Annotated in this window: 13 protein-coding genes; 5 read left to right on the forward strand and 8 right to left on the reverse strand. The window is 63.3% G+C overall.

Going from position 1 to position 15,173, the window contains the following annotated elements:
- The first annotated feature begins 41 nt into the window (after nucleotides 1–41).
- Nucleotides 42–260: a DUF3073 domain-containing protein gene (locus tag BKX98_RS00255; RefSeq protein ID WP_038991764.1), complete on the forward strand. Its 219-nt coding sequence runs from the start codon at nucleotides 42–44 to the stop codon at nucleotides 258–260.
- 191 nt (nucleotides 261–451) lie between these two features.
- Nucleotides 452–1,342 carry a Sir2 family NAD-dependent protein deacetylase gene (locus BKX98_RS00260; protein ID WP_073706409.1) on the forward strand — a complete coding sequence of 297 codons (891 nt, stop codon included), beginning with the start codon at nucleotides 452–454 and terminating at the stop codon, nucleotides 1,340–1,342.
- A gap of 99 nt (nucleotides 1,343–1,441) precedes the next feature.
- Here the strand turns inward: BKX98_RS00260 and purM are convergent, their stop codons facing one another.
- From purM to BKX98_RS00280, 4 genes are all read right to left on the reverse strand, one after another.
- The gene (gene purM, locus BKX98_RS00265; RefSeq protein WP_073705819.1) at nucleotides 1,442–2,584 is read right to left on the reverse strand and encodes a phosphoribosylformylglycinamidine cyclo-ligase; all 1,143 of its coding nucleotides are present in this window, start codon (nucleotides 2,582–2,584) and stop codon (nucleotides 1,442–1,444) included.
- 79 nt (nucleotides 2,585–2,663) lie between these two features.
- On the reverse strand, nucleotides 2,664–4,187 hold the full coding sequence (gene purF, locus BKX98_RS00270) for an amidophosphoribosyltransferase (protein WP_073705820.1): 1,524 nt from the start codon (nucleotides 4,185–4,187) through the stop codon (nucleotides 2,664–2,666).
- A gap of 105 nt (nucleotides 4,188–4,292) precedes the next feature.
- Complete coding sequence (locus BKX98_RS00275) at nucleotides 4,293–4,619, reverse strand: hypothetical protein (protein ID WP_038991710.1); 327 nt, start codon at nucleotides 4,617–4,619, stop codon at nucleotides 4,293–4,295.
- 4 nt (nucleotides 4,620–4,623) lie between these two features.
- On the reverse strand, nucleotides 4,624–5,004 hold the full coding sequence (locus tag BKX98_RS00280; RefSeq protein ID WP_073705821.1) for a sterol carrier family protein: 381 nt from the start codon (nucleotides 5,002–5,004) through the stop codon (nucleotides 4,624–4,626).
- Between the two features lie 278 nt (nucleotides 5,005–5,282).
- Between BKX98_RS00280 and purD the strand changes: the two genes are divergently transcribed.
- The 3 genes from purD (at nucleotide 5,283) to BKX98_RS00295 (ending at nucleotide 7,962) form a co-directional block, all read left to right on the forward strand.
- Nucleotides 5,283–6,569, forward strand: coding sequence for a phosphoribosylamine--glycine ligase (gene purD / locus BKX98_RS00285; protein WP_073705822.1), 1,287 nt, complete (start codon nucleotides 5,283–5,285; stop codon nucleotides 6,567–6,569).
- Between the two features lie 15 nt (nucleotides 6,570–6,584).
- Nucleotides 6,585–7,490 carry a phosphoribosylaminoimidazolesuccinocarboxamide synthase gene (locus BKX98_RS00290; RefSeq protein ID WP_073705823.1) on the forward strand — a complete coding sequence of 302 codons (906 nt, stop codon included), beginning with the start codon at nucleotides 6,585–6,587 and terminating at the stop codon, nucleotides 7,488–7,490.
- A 109-nt stretch (nucleotides 7,491–7,599) separates the two neighbouring features.
- Nucleotides 7,600–7,962 carry an iron chaperone gene (locus BKX98_RS00295; RefSeq protein WP_073705824.1) on the forward strand — a complete coding sequence of 121 codons (363 nt, stop codon included), beginning with the start codon at nucleotides 7,600–7,602 and terminating at the stop codon, nucleotides 7,960–7,962.
- An 11-nt stretch (nucleotides 7,963–7,973) separates the two neighbouring features.
- Here the strand turns inward: BKX98_RS00295 and BKX98_RS00300 are convergent, their stop codons facing one another.
- The 4 genes from BKX98_RS00300 to BKX98_RS00315 all read right to left on the reverse strand — a co-directional run bounded on the left by BKX98_RS00300 (nucleotide 7,974) and on the right by BKX98_RS00315 (nucleotide 15,034).
- Nucleotides 7,974–9,782: an ABC transporter ATP-binding protein gene (locus tag BKX98_RS00300; RefSeq protein ID WP_073705825.1), complete on the reverse strand. Its 1,809-nt coding sequence runs from the start codon at nucleotides 9,780–9,782 to the stop codon at nucleotides 7,974–7,976.
- A complete protein-coding gene (locus tag BKX98_RS00305; RefSeq protein ID WP_073705826.1) occupies nucleotides 9,779–11,602 on the reverse strand; it encodes an ABC transporter ATP-binding protein in 1,824 nt (607 codons plus the stop codon). The genes BKX98_RS00300 and BKX98_RS00305 overlap by 4 nt, the downstream gene beginning before the upstream one ends.
- Before the next feature lie 174 nt (nucleotides 11,603–11,776).
- Complete coding sequence (locus BKX98_RS00310; protein WP_073705827.1) at nucleotides 11,777–12,730, reverse strand: metallophosphoesterase; 954 nt, start codon at nucleotides 12,728–12,730, stop codon at nucleotides 11,777–11,779.
- Nucleotides 12,731–12,850: 120 nt separating this feature from the next.
- The gene (locus tag BKX98_RS00315; protein WP_233125251.1) at nucleotides 12,851–15,034 is read right to left on the reverse strand and encodes a transglycosylase domain-containing protein; all 2,184 of its coding nucleotides are present in this window, start codon (nucleotides 15,032–15,034) and stop codon (nucleotides 12,851–12,853) included.
- Between the last annotated feature and the right edge of the window lie 139 nt (nucleotides 15,035–15,173).

Consider the following 15,173-nt stretch of genomic DNA (forward strand, 5'->3'; position numbering starts at 1 on the left):
TGGACCACCTCCCGACTCTACTGAAAAGAGGGGGTCACGCCATGGGGCGCGGCCGTCAAAAGGCTAAAGCACAGCGTCAGGCGCGAGATATCAAGTACTACTCGCCATCCACTGACCTTTCGGCACTTGAACGCGAGTTGGGCGTTCGGTCCGATCATCATGCTCAGAATTCTGAGCGTAATGATTCATCGTATGACGACGAATACTCGGAATACGACGAGCTGACTAAGAAGTACTCGGGAGATGACGAAGACGAGTAGCCTCGTCTTCTGATGCCGGGAGTCCTTGGCTCAGAGTGCCACACCTTGAGCATTGAGTGGTACAGCTCTTCAGTACATTTTGCGACAAGCCGCAGCGACTAAGCTAAATTAGCTTTTAGTCGCTGCGGCCTTTGTCGTGCCCAGCAATACTAAGGTGGAACGTGAGCACTCCAGAAGAACTGTCGATCAAGATGGCGCATCATTCGGCGATCCGCTCCATGCAGCGCATTGTGGAGCAGCAAGCGGCGTCCTCGCCGGAAAACGAGGCCCGGGACGGAGTCCAGCGGATGCTGGATGCCGGGAATGTGCTCGTGGTGACTGGCGCCGGCGTATCCACGGATTCGGGAATCCCGGATTACCGCGGCCCCAATGGCTCATTGCAACGCCACCGGCCAATGACCTATCAGGAATTCCGCTTCCGTCCAGAAGCCAGGCAGCGCTACTGGGCCCGCGGCTACGTCGGCTGGCGGCATATGGACAAAGCCGAACCCAACCGCATCCACCGGCGCTTGGTGCAGTGGGAAGAACAGGGGAAAATCAGCGGCATCATCACCCAGAACGTGGACGGGCTGCACCAGCAGGCAGGATCCAAGCGCGTGATTCCGGTGCATGGCGATCTGTCGATTGTCCGCTGCCTGGACTGCGGGAACAGCGAGCATCGCATTGACTTCGATCTGCGCCTCCAGGCAGCCAATGAGGGATACCTGGAGGCCGTGGAGATCGATCCCGGCGCGGTGAACCCCGACGGCGATGTGGAGCTGCCCCAGTACCTGGTGGACCGGTTCAACATGGTGGCCTGCTTGCGCTGCGGATCGCTCGCGCTGAAACCTGACGTGGTGTACTTCGGCGAGAGCGTTCCAGCCGACCGCAAGGAGCGTATCGCGGCACTGGAAGCGGAATCCACGGCGCTGCTGGTGATGGGCTCCTCGCTTGCGGTCATGAGCGGCTACAAGATCCTGTTGAACTTCGTCAAGCGGGATCTGCCGGTGGCGCTGATAACCAATGGCCACGTCCGCGGCGAGCAGAAGGCCACCTGGCGCTGGCGGGTGCCGTTGGAAGACGCGCTGAAGCAATTGGACTAGCGGGAGAATATTTCGCTCCGCAAGGCCATCGTGGTTAAAACCCGATGCGCCGCACTGGAATCAGTGCGGCGCATCGGGTTTATAGGAGCTTTCCGTGGCCTACTTGGCGTACTTGCCGGTCAGCAGCACTGCGCCGCCGTCCACGCCCTTGGCGCCCTGGACGAAGTCCAGTCCGGCATCGGCAGCCGACGGATCGATGTTCTCGACTCCGCCCATGACCCATGCGCCCATGCCTGCAGCGTTCAGCAGCTCGACTGCACGATCAGCGACGGCAGGATCAACGACAGCAACCATGCCCACGCCCAGGTTCAGGGTGCGCTCCAGATCAGGCTGAGGCACGTTGCCCAGCTGCGCGATGGTGGAGAAGACTGCTGGCAGCGCCCAGGTGGAGCGGTCCACGCGGGCCATCAGGCCGCGGGGCAGCACACGCGCCAGGTTGGCTGCCAGGCCGCCGCCGGTGACGTGGCTGAAGCCGTGCACACCGAAGTTCTCGCCGTCGTTCAGCGCGCCGACCAGATCCAGGCAGGCGGTGGTGTAGATGCGGGTTGGAACCAGCAGTTCCTCGCCCAGGGTGCGGCCGAATTCGGCGACCTCGCGGTCCAGCTCCCACTTGGCGTGGGCGATGACGCGGCGCACCAGCGAGTAGCCGTTGGAGTGGATGCCGGAGGAGGCCATGCCGATGACCACGTCGCCGGCCTGCACGCGCTCGGGGCCGAGCAGCTGGTCTGCCTCGATGACGCCGGTGGCGGCACCCGCCACGTCGTATTCGTCCTCGGCCAGCAGGCCCGGGTGCTCGGCGGTCTCGCCGCCGACCAGCGCGGTGCCGGCCAGCTTGCAGCCCTCGGCGATGCCGCGCACGATGTCGGCGATGCGCTCGGGGACGACCTTGCCGGTGGCGATGTAGTCGGTCATGAACAGCGGCTTGGCGCCCACCACGACGATGTCATCGACCACCATGCCGACCAGGTCCTGGCCGATGGTGTCGTGGATGTCCAGCTTCTGGGCGATGGCGACCTTGGTGCCCACGCCGTCGGTGGAGGTCGCCAAGTACGGCTTCTTGTAGCCGGTAAGGAACGATACGTCGAAGAGCCCGGCGAAGCCGCCGACCCCGCCCACGACACCGGAGGTGTGGGTTGCCTTGATCGCGCCCTTCATCAACTCAACGGCACGGTCACCGGCCTCAACGTCAACGCCGGCACCGGCATAGGTGATGGAAGTTGCCTGCTGATCATTGCCGCTCATGGCAGTCGGTTCCTTTTCTGTTCGGGGCGTCGTTTTCCAGCGCCCTTTGCAACGGGATGGTTGGGGATCGTGAAGGGGATTAGCTGTTGATTTCGAACTCGGCATCAGGGCCCGGCTCGCAGCCGGCCTGGTTGCTGCGCTCCAGCAGGTTCTTGCCGCGGCGCTCCTCATTCGGCAGGGCGATCGGGTAGTCACCGGTGAAGCACGCGGTGCACAACCGTTCGCGCGGCTGGCGCGTTGCTTCGATCATGCCGTCTTCGGAAATGTAGGCCAACGAGTCGGCGCCGATGGAGGTGGCGATCTCGTCCACGGCCGCGCCGTTGGCGATCAGCTCGGCCCGCGAGGCGAAGTCGATGCCGTAGAAGCAAGGCCACTTCACCGGCGGCGAGGAGATCTTCACATGCACCTCGGCGGCGCCGGCCTCGCGCAGCATGCGCACCACGGCACGCTGGGTGTTGCCGCGGACAATCGAATCGTCGACCACGACCACGCGCTTGCCGCGCAGCACTGTTTCCAGGGCGTTGAGCTTGAGCTTGATGCCCAGCTGGCGCAGGGTCTGCGACGGCTGGATGAACGTGCGGCCCACGTAGGCGTTCTTCACGAAGCCGTGGGTGAACGGGATGCCGGATTCTTCGGCGTAGCCGATGGCGGCCGGGGTTCCGGACTCCGGCACCGGGATCACGATGTCCGCTTCCGCGCTGTTCTCGCGGGCCAGCTGGCGGCCCATTTCCACGCGGGATTCGTAGATCGAGCGGCCGGCGATGGCGGCATCCGGGCGGGCCAGGTAGACATACTCGAAGACGCAGCCCTTGGGGGTGGACTCGGCAAAGCGGGTGGAGCGCACGCCGTTCTCATCGATGGCGATCATTTCGCCTGGCTCGATTTCGCGGATGAACGAGGCGCCGACGGTAGCCAGTGCAGGCTGCTCGGAGGCAACTACCCAGCCGCGATCCAAGCGGCCCAGGACCAGCGGGCGAACGCCGTGCGGGTCGCGGGCCGCGTACAGGGTGTCCTCGTTCATGAAGACGAAGCAGAAAGCGCCTTCGATTTTCGGCAGCAGCTCCAGAGCGGTGTCCTCCAGGCTCTGGCCTTCGGAACCAGCCAGCAGGGCGGTGACCAGAGCGGTATCGGTGGTGTTGCCCTGGGCGAGCTCGCCGCGCACCTTGCCGCCTTCGGCCTGCTGCTTGGCAGAGACCATGTCGGCCAGGTCGGCGGAGTTGGTCAGGTTGCCGTTGTGGGCCAGCGCGACGGTGCCGGTCCGGGTCGGGCCCAGGGTCGGCTGCGCATTGGCCCAGTGGCTGGCACCGGTCGTCGAGTAGCGGCAGTGGCCAATGGCCAGCTGGCCCGTCATGGAGTTCAGCGTATTCTCGTCGAATACCTGGGAGACCAGGCCCATGTCCTTGTAGACGTTGATGCGTGCGCCATCGCTCGTGGCGATGCCGGCGGATTCCTGTCCGCGGTGCTGCAGGGCATACAGGCCGTAATAGGTGAGTTTTGCGACCTCTTCGCCAGGAGCCCAAACGCCGAAAACGCCGCATTCATCCTGCGGGCCCTTGTCGCTTGGAAGGAGGTCGTGATTTAAGAATCCATCGCCACGCGCCATGTTGGTTATTCTCTCATGTTCCGGTTGGTCGACACCGACCAAGAATGTGGTGGGTGGCGGCCAGGTGCGCGGCCGCCTGCTCTTCTAATTCAGGAGAAAAGCTGCCTAGCCTTGTTGTCCGCTGGAGTCAGTGTCCTCGGCCAGAGGAACTGCCAGATGCTTGGTGGTTTTGCGTGAGGTCACGCGGTCAACAATCACATATGCCAGTGCGCCGATTCCTACGCCCAAGCCTGCGCCGAAGATTGCAAAGAATCCGGAGGCCGAGGCACGGGTGTATTCCTGCGACGGTTCGCCCAGCAGGCCGATGATGAGGCCGACTAGCGCGCCGAAGACCGCGAAGGTCAAAATGAACGGCCAGAACTTGGGCGATGCGTGAATTTGCACTTCAACGCCCTGATCGGCAGGCGACGGTGTAGCGGGGTGTTGCTCCATGCCTTTAAGGGTACTCAATAAGTGGTAGGTGTGCTGACAAGTCTGCCCTAAGTCCCGAAGCGTGCAATTGCCCAGTTTGCAGGGCTTCGGCCCAACTTATGCGGCCAGTAGCCAAGGAAAGCCAGAGTTCAGCACGCATTTCGACCACATTCGGGGGAGTTCCGCGGGTATGCCGAGGCCCGGCTATGCACTGAGTCACACCGAAGGGCGGAACACGCACCTCGACCGAATTGCCCTCGGCGCGGGAAGCCAGCTCCTCCAGCGAGAAGCGCACTGCCATGGCGAGCACGGGCCGGGCTGTTTTTCCTTGTCCCTGCGCGGTTGAGGACCATTCTCGCAAGGCCGCGCGGCCAGCGGTTTCATCAACGCGCCGTTTGATTGCCATGGGTCGATTCCACTTTCTCTCAATGACAGAGAAACGTCATATTCCTCTGTTCGGGATCCCTGCCGCGGATCCGGGAAAACCGTAAATCCAGCCATGCCAACTCTAGTCCAGCTCGCCGAACGCCAGCTGACAGCTTCGAAGGTGCTCAGGTGCAGTACCGGAAGCGAAATCGCCCGGCGTGCGGGGACCCGGCAGCCGTTCGAGTGCAGGGCTGGGCGCTGGCCATGCGTGCGTCATAGACGCGGTTGGCCCATGGATTCTCCGGTAAACTCGACCGCGTGAAGGTACTGGTTATTGGCCCAGGCGGCCGTGAACATGCAATTGTCCGTGCACTGAGTGCAGACCCCTACGTCAACGAAGTTCATTGCGCCCCCGGCAACGCCGGTATCGCACAGGACGTCACCACCCACGCAATCGACGCGGAGGACCCTGCAGCAGTCGTCGCGCTGGCCCAGGAACTGGGCAGCGACCTGGTGGTTGTCGGACCCGAAGCGCCACTGGCCGCGGGCGTCGCCGATGCCCTGATCGCCGCGCAGATCCCGGTCTTCGGCCCGACCCAAGCCGCCGCGCAGCTCGAAGCCTCCAAGGCTTTCGCCAAGAATGTCATGGCTGCCGCCGAGGTTCCCACCGCGATGGCCCATGTGGCCGCCACCCGCGAGGAAGCCGCCAATGCGCTGGATGACTTCGGTGCGCCGTACGTGGTCAAGGACGACGGCCTGGCCGCCGGCAAGGGCGTGGTGGTCACCAGCGATCGCGAAGAAGCACTGGAGCATGCAGATGCCTGCTTCGCGGCCGGCGGCACTGTCGTCATCGAGGAATTCCTCGACGGCCCGGAAGTGTCCCTGTTTGTCATCTGCGATGGCAAGCATGCCGTCCCGCTGTCCCCGGCACAGGACTTCAAGCGCATCTTCGACAATGACGAAGGCCCGAATACCGGAGGCATGGGTGCCTACTCGCCGCTGGAATGGCTGCCGGAGAACTTCGTCGACGAGGTCATGGACCGTGTCGCCTACCCGACCCTGCGCGAAATGGAAAAGCGCGGCACGCCGTTCACCGGCGTGCTGTACTGCGGCCTGGCCATCACCAAGCGCGGCATCCGCGTGATCGAGTTCAACGCGCGCTTCGGCGACCCGGAAACCCAGGCTGTGCTTGCACGCCTGAAGACCCCGCTGGGCGGGGTGCTGCTGGCTGCCGCCACGGGACGGCTCGATGATGCCGAGCAGCTGACCTGGTCCGCGCAGACCGCTGTCGATGTGGTCATCGCCGCCGAGAACTACCCGGACACCCCGGTCAAGGGCGCGGTGATCTCCGGCCTGGACGCAGCCAACGCGATCGACGGCGTGCACGTGATGCATGCAGGCACCTCCTCCGACGCGGACGGGAACATCATCGTTTCCGGCGGCCGCGTGCTGGCGGTGGTGGGCCTGGGCGATGGCCTGGCGGCGGCCCGCGCCGCCGCATACGCCGGGGTCGCCGAGATCAGCTGGGATGGCGCCCAGTCGCGCACCGACATTGCGTTGAAGGCCGAACGCGGCGAGATCGTCATCGCCAACGACAGCAAGTAGAGGACAGCAGAACTCATGGCAGGATTCCAGACCGAAGTGCTCGACCTCGAAGGTTGGGACCATTTCTACTCGGGCAAGGTACGCGACCTGTACGTGCCAGCAGGAGCCAGTTTCGAGGAGACCGACCGGGTCCTCGTGGTGGCCTCCGACCGCATCAGCGCCTACGACTTCGTGCTCTCCAGCGAGATCCCGGACAAGGGCAAGGTGCTCACCCAGCTCAGCCTCTGGTGGTTCGAGCAGTTGGGCGGCTTCGCCAACCATGTGATCTCCACCGATGTGCCGGCCACCGTGGCCGGCCGCGCGATGGTGTGCAAGAAGCTTGGGATGTACCCGATCGAGTGCATCGCCCGCGGCTACCTGACCGGTTCGGGCCTGGCCGAATACAAGGTCTCGCAGACCGTGTGCGAGCTGCCCCTGCCAGAGGGGCTGGTGGATGGTTCGCGCCTGGAGCCGGCGCTGTTCACCCCGTCGGCGAAGGCCGAAGTGGGGGAGCATGACGAGAACATCTCCTTCGCCCAGACCGTGGACCGCGTGGGCACCGAGGTCGCCGAAGCGCTGCGCGAGAAGACCGTGGCCCTGTACGAGCAGGCAGAGAAGATCGCCCGCGCACGCGGCATCATCCTGGCCGATACCAAGGTGGAATTCGGTGCCGATCCGGCCACTGGCGAGATCACCCTGGGCGATGAGGTGCTGACCCCGGATTCCTCGCGTTTCTGGGATGCCGAAACCTACCAACCGGGCCAGGCGCAGGCCAGCTTCGACAAGCAGTTCGTCCGCGATTGGCTGACCTCGGCCGAATCGGGCTGGGACAAGAACTCGGGCGAAGAGCCGCCGCAGCTGCCAGCGGAGATCATCGAGAAGACCCGTGCCCGCTACATCGAAGCCTACGAACGGCTGACCGGACAGGCCTTCAGCGCCTAGCCAGATGCCCAGCAACAGGACCCCGCACCGCCGATTACGGCAGTGCGGGGTCCTGGGCTTAAGCCGAGCCCGCTGGCGGCGGTTGGAAACGGGTGGCTAGACTCGAGGCATGGCGGGCAAAGCGGAAACAGTAGAAGAGTATCTCGGTGCGCTGGAACCGGATTTCCGGGCGGAACTCGAAAGGATTCGGGCCCTGGTGAAGGAGCTGGTTCCGGAAGCAGAAGAAACCATGAGCTATTCAATGCCCACGCTGAAGTACAAGCAGCGTGCCTTGGTTTACTTCACCGCCTCGAAAAAGCACCTGAGCTTCTACCCATCCCGCTGGGCCATTGAGGAGCTGGACGACCGGTTGGCTGGCTTCAGCAAGACCGTCCATGCAATCCGATTCACTCCGGCCGCGCCGTTGCCCGACGACCTGATCAGGGACCTCGTGCTCGTCCATGTCCGGGAGATTGACGCAGGAAGGCAGTAGCCGCCGCCAGGCTACACCAGCGAGTCCTTCCATGCCTTGTGCAGGGCCGCGAAGCGCCCGTCATCGGCAATCAGCTGGGCCGGGGTGCCGTCCTCGGCGATCTTGCCGTCGTGGACCACCAGCACCCGGTCAGCGATCTGCACGGTCGACAGGCGGTGCGCGATGATCAGCGCGGTGCGGTTGCCCAGCAGGGTCTGCAGTCCGTGCTGCACTGCCCGTTCCGAAGGGATATCCAAGGAGCTCGTGGCCTCATCCAGGATCAGCACCGCAGGATCGGCCAGGAAGGCGCGGGCGAAGGAGATCAGCTGGCGCTGGCCGGCCGAGACGCGTCCGCCACGCTTGTTCACGTCGGTGTCATAGCCTTCGGGCAGGTCCATGATGAACTCGTGGGCTCCGACCGCGCGGGCCGCATCCTGGATCTGATCCAGCGAGGCACCCGGACGGCCCAGCGCGATATTCTCGGCGACCGAGCCGGAGAAGAGGAAGGCCTCCTGGGTGACCATGACGACGTGCTGGCGCAATTCCTTGTTGGACAGTTCGTTGATCGGCACCGAATCCAGTTCCAGGGTGCCCGAACGAAGGTCGTAGAAGCGGGCAATGAGCTTTGCCAGCGTGGACTTGCCGGCACCGGTCTGGCCCACCACTGCCACTGTTTGCCCGGCGGGGATCCGCAGGTCGAATTCCTCCATGATCACCGGGCCGTCGCCGTAGCCGAAAACCGCGTCCTTGAAGACCAGCTCGCCGGCCACTTTTCCGATGCTGCGCGGGGCAGCAGGCTCGCGCACGCTCGGTTCCTCCTCCAGCAATCCCGAAACCTTCTCCAGTGCGGCGGTGGCCGACTGCAGCGAGGAGTAGAACATCGCGATCTGCTCGACTGGCTGGAACAGGCGCTTGGATGCGAGCAGGATGGCCACCATCGCGCCGACCTGCATGGTGCCGTCGATGATGCGGAACCCGCCGTAGGCCAGCAGCGAGGCCACCGTCAGGTTGCCGATCAGCACCAGGCCGGGCTGCAGCACGCCGAAGAGGTTGAAGGAACGTACCGAGTTCACCCGGTACTGCTCGGCGAGATCCGAGTAGTTCTCGTCGTTGGCTGCCTCGCGGCGGAACGCCTTGACCGCGCGGATGCCGGTCATCGTCTCCACAAAAGTGGAGATGACCCTGGCCGACACCACGCGGGATTCGCGGTACAGGAGCTCGGAGCGGCGCTGGTACCAGAAGAACAGCAGCGTGACCGGGATGGCGGCCACGCAGACCACCAGCCCGCTGCGCCAGTCGAGGAAGAAAATCGAGGCCAGGGTGAAAACCACGAACACGCAGGAGGAGGCTAGTTCCGAAACGCCCTGGTCCAGCAGTTCGCGCAGCGTTTCCAGATCAGAGGTCTGCCGGGAAATGATCCGCCCGGAGGTGTAGTTCTCGTGGAATTCGAGGCTCAAGCGCTGGGTATGGCGGAAGACCTGCTGGCGAAGATCCAAGAGCATCGCCTGGGAGATCCGTGCCGCGCTGGTGATGTACCAGGAGAGCAGCACGCCGCTGAGGATCGCACCGAGGATGTAGCAGGCACCGGTCAACCCCAATGCGCCCCAGTTGCCTTCGCGCACCTGCGGCAAGGTCCAGTCGATGGCGAAGGCGATCAGCACCGGTAGCAGCACGCGCGCCGCATTGGATACCAGCACCAGCACCACGGTGAGGATGAAAAGCTTCTTCTGCGGCATGGCCAGGGCGGCCAGCAGCCGGAAGGAGCGCTGGCGCACGACCTTGCGTTCGGCCGCAGAGAGCTTGATGGCGTCTTCATTGGCAACGCCCAGGGGCTTGCTCATCGGGAAACCTCCGAGGTGGCTGGCTGCTCTTCGTCGTCCAGGCTGGCGATGACGAAACGGTAATGCTCATTGGTGCTCAGCAGATGGGTGTGGCTGCCCACCGCATCGATGCGGCCATCGCGCAGCAATGCCACCCGGTCGGCGAGCATCACGGTCGAGGGCCGATGCGCCACGATCAGCGTGGTGGTCCCGGCCAGCACGTCGCGCAGCCGCTCGGTGACCAGTTCCTCGGTGCGCACATCCAGAGCCGACAGCGGGTCGTCGAGGACCAGGACGCTCGGGCGTGCCGCGATGGCACGGGCCAGGGCGATGCGCTGGCGTTGCCCGCCGGAGAGCGAAAGGCCCTCCTCGCCGATCAGGGTGTCCACCCCGTCGGGCAGGGCATAGGTGAACTGCGCCTGGGCGACGTCCAATGCTTCTGCAAGCAGCGCTTCGCGCTGCCGCTCATCGAGGTGTTCCGGTGCGCCGAGCAACACATTGCCGCGAATGCTGGTGGAGAACAAGGTGGTGTCCTCGAAAGCCACGGCGATTTCCGCTCGCAGCTGCTCAAGGTCCCAGTCCTTGACGTCCTGGCCATGGACCAGCACCTTGCCGGCGGTGGCTTCGTGCAGGCGCGGCACCAGGTTCAGCAAGGTGGACTTGCCCGAACCGGTGATGCCCACCAGGGCCATGGTTTCCCCGGGGCGGATTTCCAGATTGATGTCGGCCAGGATCGGCCGGTGGGTGCCGGCGGTATCAGGGTAGGCGAAACGCACATGCTCCAGCTTCACGCTGCCATCGCGTTCTGCCGGGATCTGCGGCTGTGCGGGGGAGGCGATGTCGTTGATTGAATCCATCACTTCGAAATGCCGGTCCAGGGCAGTTTTGGTGCTCAGCGTCATGCCCAGCAGCATGCCCATGCCTTCGACGGGGCCGGCGATGACCGCGGCGATCGCGAAATAGGCCACCAGCGAGCCGACGCTCAACGTACCGTTGGCGACCTGGGCAAGGCCGATGACCAAGCCGATGCCCAGAATGGTTTCGGGGACGGCAACGACGGTGAGCAGGAAGCTGGCCAGCGTCTTGGCCTTGGTGATTTCGGTTTCCTGCAGGGACTTGGCCTGGGCGTTGAAGCCCTCGTAGACGTGCGGCCCGCGGCCAAAAGCCTTAATGACCCGGATGCCGTGCACGGATTCTTCCACGGCGGTGGCCAGATCGCCGGCTTGGTCCTGGCTGCGCCGGCTGGCGGCCCGGTAGTCGTTGCGGAAGCGGTAGGCCTTGATGGCAATCGGGATGGAACCCAGCAGGTAGAGCAATCCCAGGATCCACGAATGGGTGAACATCAGCACCAGGCCGGTGACGACGGTGACGGTTTCAACTACCAGCATCATCGCGCCGAAGGCGAGCCAGCGGCGCAAGAGGGACAGGTCCGACATGGACCGGGAGAGCAGCTGTCCCGAGCCCCAGCGTTCGTGAAATGCCACAGGCAGACGTTGCAGGTGCTTGTAGAAGCGGATGCGCATCTGCGCTTCAAGGCCTGCTGCGGGGTTCAGCACGAATTGGCGGCGCAGGAAGATCAGCAGCGCTTCGACGAAGCCCAGCGCGGCGATGATGCCGACGGAAATCCACACTTCCGAGGCCGCTCCATCACGCTGTAGCACGACGTTCACCAGCCAGGCGAGGACCTGTGGGATGGCCAGGGCGACAATGCCTGCTCCGAGCGCGCAGAGGAAACCGCAAAAGAGCCGAGGCAAGATCGGCTTGACGAAGGGAGCGAGACGCTTCAGTGTTGCAGTGAGCGGGACCGGATCATTGGATCCATTCGGTTGAGCCTGAGCCACGGTACCCCGCATTCATCCAGAAGTTTGACAGAGCTACAGACTACCGGCAGTAGTTGGGATAATTCAATCAATGCGCCACTTTGGGAAAGAAGTGCTTCACAATGGATGCGAATAATCCCCGGCCGAGCACCAGCAAGGTGCTAGACCGGGGATGATCTGGAAGAATTTCCTGCTTTAGCCGCGGGCCGCCAGGGTGACCAGCACGGCCTCCGGCGGGCAGGCAAAGCGGATCGGGGCGAAGCGCGAGGTGCCGATGCCGGCGGAAACATTCAACGGAACGGTGTTGCCGTTGTAGTCCCAATCGGTCAAGCCGCGGGCACGCCAAGTCGGCAGGTCGCAGTTGGAGACCAATGCGCCGTACCCGGGGATGCAAACCTGGCCGCCATGGGTGTGGCCGGCGAAAATGACATCGGCCTGCGCCTCGGTGAATTGGTCCAGGACCCGCTGGTAGGGCGCGTGGGTGAGCGCGATCCGCACGTGGGGCGCCTGGTTGCTGGAGGAGGACCCGCGCGGCCAGCCCGCGAAGTGGTCGAGATCGAGGTGCGGATCATCGACACCTGAAAGGTCCAGGCGCAGGCCGTTGAGCACGGTGGAATGCGCGCGGTTGGACATATTGATCCAGCCGGCGCTGCCGAAGGCACGGTGCATCTCTTCGAACGGCAGCTTGTCGCGGGAGGCTGGACTGGGGGTTCCGGTTGAGGGAGCCAAGTACTTGAACGGGTTCTTCAGCTTCGGAGCGTAATAGCAGTTCGAGCCGGGAACGAACGCGCCGGGGAAAGCCATCAGCGGTTCCAGCGCCTTGATCAGGGCCGGTACGCCCTTGCGGTGGCTGAGGTTGTCGCCGGTGTTGATGACGAAGTCGGGCTCCAGATCTGCCAGGCTGCGCAGCCACCGGGTTTTGGCTTCCTGCCCCGGAACCATGTGGATGTCCGACAGGTGCAGGACCTTGATGTCGCCGTATCCGCGCGGCAGGACCTTGAGCGTCTCATGGCGCAGCCCGAACTTCTGGGCCTCCAGCATGCCGTAGCCCACCAATGCGCCGCCGATGGCCAGGGCGCCGCTGGCGGCAAGGGCCGCCGTGCCACTGGCGTGGCGCAATGCCGAAACGAAATTATTCTGTTCAACCATGACTTCTGTGCCATCGTCCTTTCAAGCCCTGCGGCCACTTCTGCTGAAGTTCTCCTATGCCAATCTAAACCGGAAGGCCGCGATCAACCAAAGTTGAACGCGGCCTTCACAGCTCACTAGCTAGTCGTCGGACTTTTTGCCGTTTCCGTTGCCGTTCCCATTGCCGTTCCCATTGCCGTTGTCGTTTCCCCGGCCAATGTCCCGGGAGTCAGGCTTCGAGGTGGATTCTTCCTTTGGCTTGGAATCGTCCGTCGACTCTTCCTTGTCATTGTCCTTCTCATCCGAGTCGGACTTGGATTCCTCTTCTTCCTTCGGCTTCGGCGGAGGCGGCTGGCGGCGGGCCGAACCGAAGCTGTTGCGCTCGTATTCGTGCACAGCCTCTTCCATGAAGTCGACCCAGAGCGGGGCGGCGTAGGTCGAGGAGTCGACCATCCATGGCGCCTTTTCGTCGTTGATCATCGCACCGTGCATCTCGTTCTTTTCGGTTGCGGCCTTGCCTTCCAGGCGGCCTACCCAAGCAGCGGTGGAAATGCCGGTGGTGTAGCCGACGAACCAGGTCGAGGTGGCGTAGTCGTTGGTACCGGTCTTGCCGGCGATCGGACCGTCGACCCGCCCCTTGGACACGCGCTTGGTGGCGATCTTCTGCAGCGTGCCGTTCAGGTCGGCGATGTAGGTCGGGTCGACCTGCTGGGAGCAGGTCTCCTTCTTGACCTTGTATTCGTTGCCGTCCTTGTCGGATACACCGGTGATGGCGCGTGGTTCGCAGTACTCGCCCTTGTTGGCGAACGCTGCAAAGGCTGCAGCCTGGGACAGCGGGGTGATTTCTGCAGCGCCCAGGATGAACGACGGGTTTGCTGGACTGATTGGAGCTGGTCCGCCCTTGGCACCATGATCGAGCAGCCCCAATTTCTTGGTGTAGTCGGCGATGGTGCACAGGTCGGTCTTGTACGCTTCCTGGACGGTCGCGGTGTTAATCGACCAGTACAGGCCGGTATCCACGGTCATCGAGCGGTAGAAGCCGGGGGAAGCGTTCTTCGGGGTCCAGTCAGCGGTGTAGGTGGTGCCGCCGGGCAGGCAGGAGGCCTTCCACTTGTTGCCGGCAGTGAAGTGCTGCTTCTTGGCATTGATCTTCTCGTACATGCGGTTGCCTTCAGCAAGCCAACCCAGCGTGGTGTACGGCTTCATGGTCGAACCGCCCTGGAAGCCGCCAGCACCGCCGAGCGCACGTGGTACCGCGAAGTTGTAGTAGGTGTTCTTGCCCGAGTTCTTGATTTCCGGACCGTAGGTGGTGTTCTGCGCCATGGTCAGGATCTTGCCGGTGCCCGGCTCGACCGAAACGATGGAGGAGTAGATGTCAGTGTTGGACTTGGCATCTGGGTCAATGGCCTTCGCAGCGTCCTTGGCAGCCTTCTTGTTCAGCTTGCTGTTCAGGGTGGTCTTGACGGTCAGGCCCCCGCGGTACAGCAGGTTTTCGCGATCTTCCTTGGTCTTGCCATAGGTGTCATCGGCAAGGATCAAGTTGGTGACGTAGTCGCAGAAGTAGGCATTTTCCTTGGCCGCGGTGCAGCCGGAAGGCGAGATGCTCGGATCCAGTTCAAGATCCGACTTGACTGCCTGGTCGTATTCCTTCTTGGTGATCGCGCCGGTGCGGTACATGTTGCCCAGCACCTTGTTGCGGCGATCGATGGAACGCTCAGGGTTGTTGATCGGGTTGTAGACGTTAGGCAGCTGGACCATGCCGGCAAGCATGGCAGACTGCTGCAAGTTCAAGTCCTTGGCGTCGACCGAGTAGAAGCGCTGAGCGGCAGCCTGCACGCCATACTCGCGACCCGAGAAGAGGACCAGGTTCAGGTAGCCCTCCAGGATCTCGTCCTTGGACATTTCCTTTTCGATAGCCACCGCGTACTTCAGTTCGCGGATCTTGTCTGCATAATCCTTCTGGCCGGAGACGGTGGATTCTTCCGCACCAGTGAGCACCTGGTTGTTCACCAGCAGGTTGTTGACGTACTGCTGGGTCAAGGTGGAAGCGCCAGAGCGGCTCGAGGAGGTGAGGTTGCCGACAACTGCCCGGGCGATGCCCTTGGGGTCGATGCCCTTGTGCTCGTAGAAACGCTCGTCTTCCACCGAGATGATCGCCTTGCGCATGTTCGGCGAGATGTCATCTAGCTTCACAGGCTGGCGATTTTGCTGGTAGAAGGTCGCAATCGTCTTGCCATCCGCGTCAAGGATCGTGGAAGGCTCCGGGATAGGGAGCTTCTCGAACGAGCTCGGGAGCGCGCTGACGATGTTGTTACCAGTGGTCAAACCGGTTTTAGCGATAGCTGCAATGGGCACGAGCATGCCTGCTGCGAGCACACCACACAGGGCACTGATTCCGAAGAATGCAACGACTTTTCCCAGAGTGGTAGCTGTATCAAAAAAGGGGGACTTCTTGGCTGCCATA

Source organism: Glutamicibacter sp. 0426 (assembly GCF_001906485.1).
In the GTDB taxonomy this organism is placed as follows: domain Bacteria; phylum Actinomycetota; class Actinomycetes; order Actinomycetales; family Micrococcaceae; genus Glutamicibacter; species Glutamicibacter nicotianae.

Coding starts and splice junctions, on each gene's coding strand:
- BKX98_RS00255 (WP_038991764.1), top strand. CDS start 42: ATGGGGCGCGGCCGTCAAAAGGCTAAAGCACAGCGTCAGGCGCGAGAT.
- BKX98_RS00260 (WP_073706409.1), top strand. CDS start 452: ATGGCGCATCATTCGGCGATCCGCTCCATGCAGCGCATTGTGGAGCAG.
- purM (WP_073705819.1), bottom strand. CDS start 2,584: ATGAGCGGCAATGATCAGCAGGCAACTTCCATCACCTATGCCGGTGCC.
- purF (WP_073705820.1), bottom strand. CDS start 4,187: ATGGCGCGTGGCGATGGATTCTTAAATCACGACCTCCTTCCAAGCGAC.
- BKX98_RS00275 (WP_038991710.1), bottom strand. CDS start 4,619: ATGGAGCAACACCCCGCTACACCGTCGCCTGCCGATCAGGGCGTTGAA.
- BKX98_RS00280 (WP_073705821.1), bottom strand. CDS start 5,004: ATGGCAATCAAACGGCGCGTTGATGAAACCGCTGGCCGCGCGGCCTTG.
- BKX98_RS00290 (WP_073705823.1), top strand. CDS start 6,585: ATGGCAGGATTCCAGACCGAAGTGCTCGACCTCGAAGGTTGGGACCAT.
- BKX98_RS00295 (WP_073705824.1), top strand. CDS start 7,600: ATGGCGGGCAAAGCGGAAACAGTAGAAGAGTATCTCGGTGCGCTGGAA.
- BKX98_RS00300 (WP_073705825.1), bottom strand. CDS start 9,782: ATGAGCAAGCCCCTGGGCGTTGCCAATGAAGACGCCATCAAGCTCTCT.
- BKX98_RS00310 (WP_073705827.1), bottom strand. CDS start 12,730: ATGGTTGAACAGAATAATTTCGTTTCGGCATTGCGCCACGCCAGTGGC.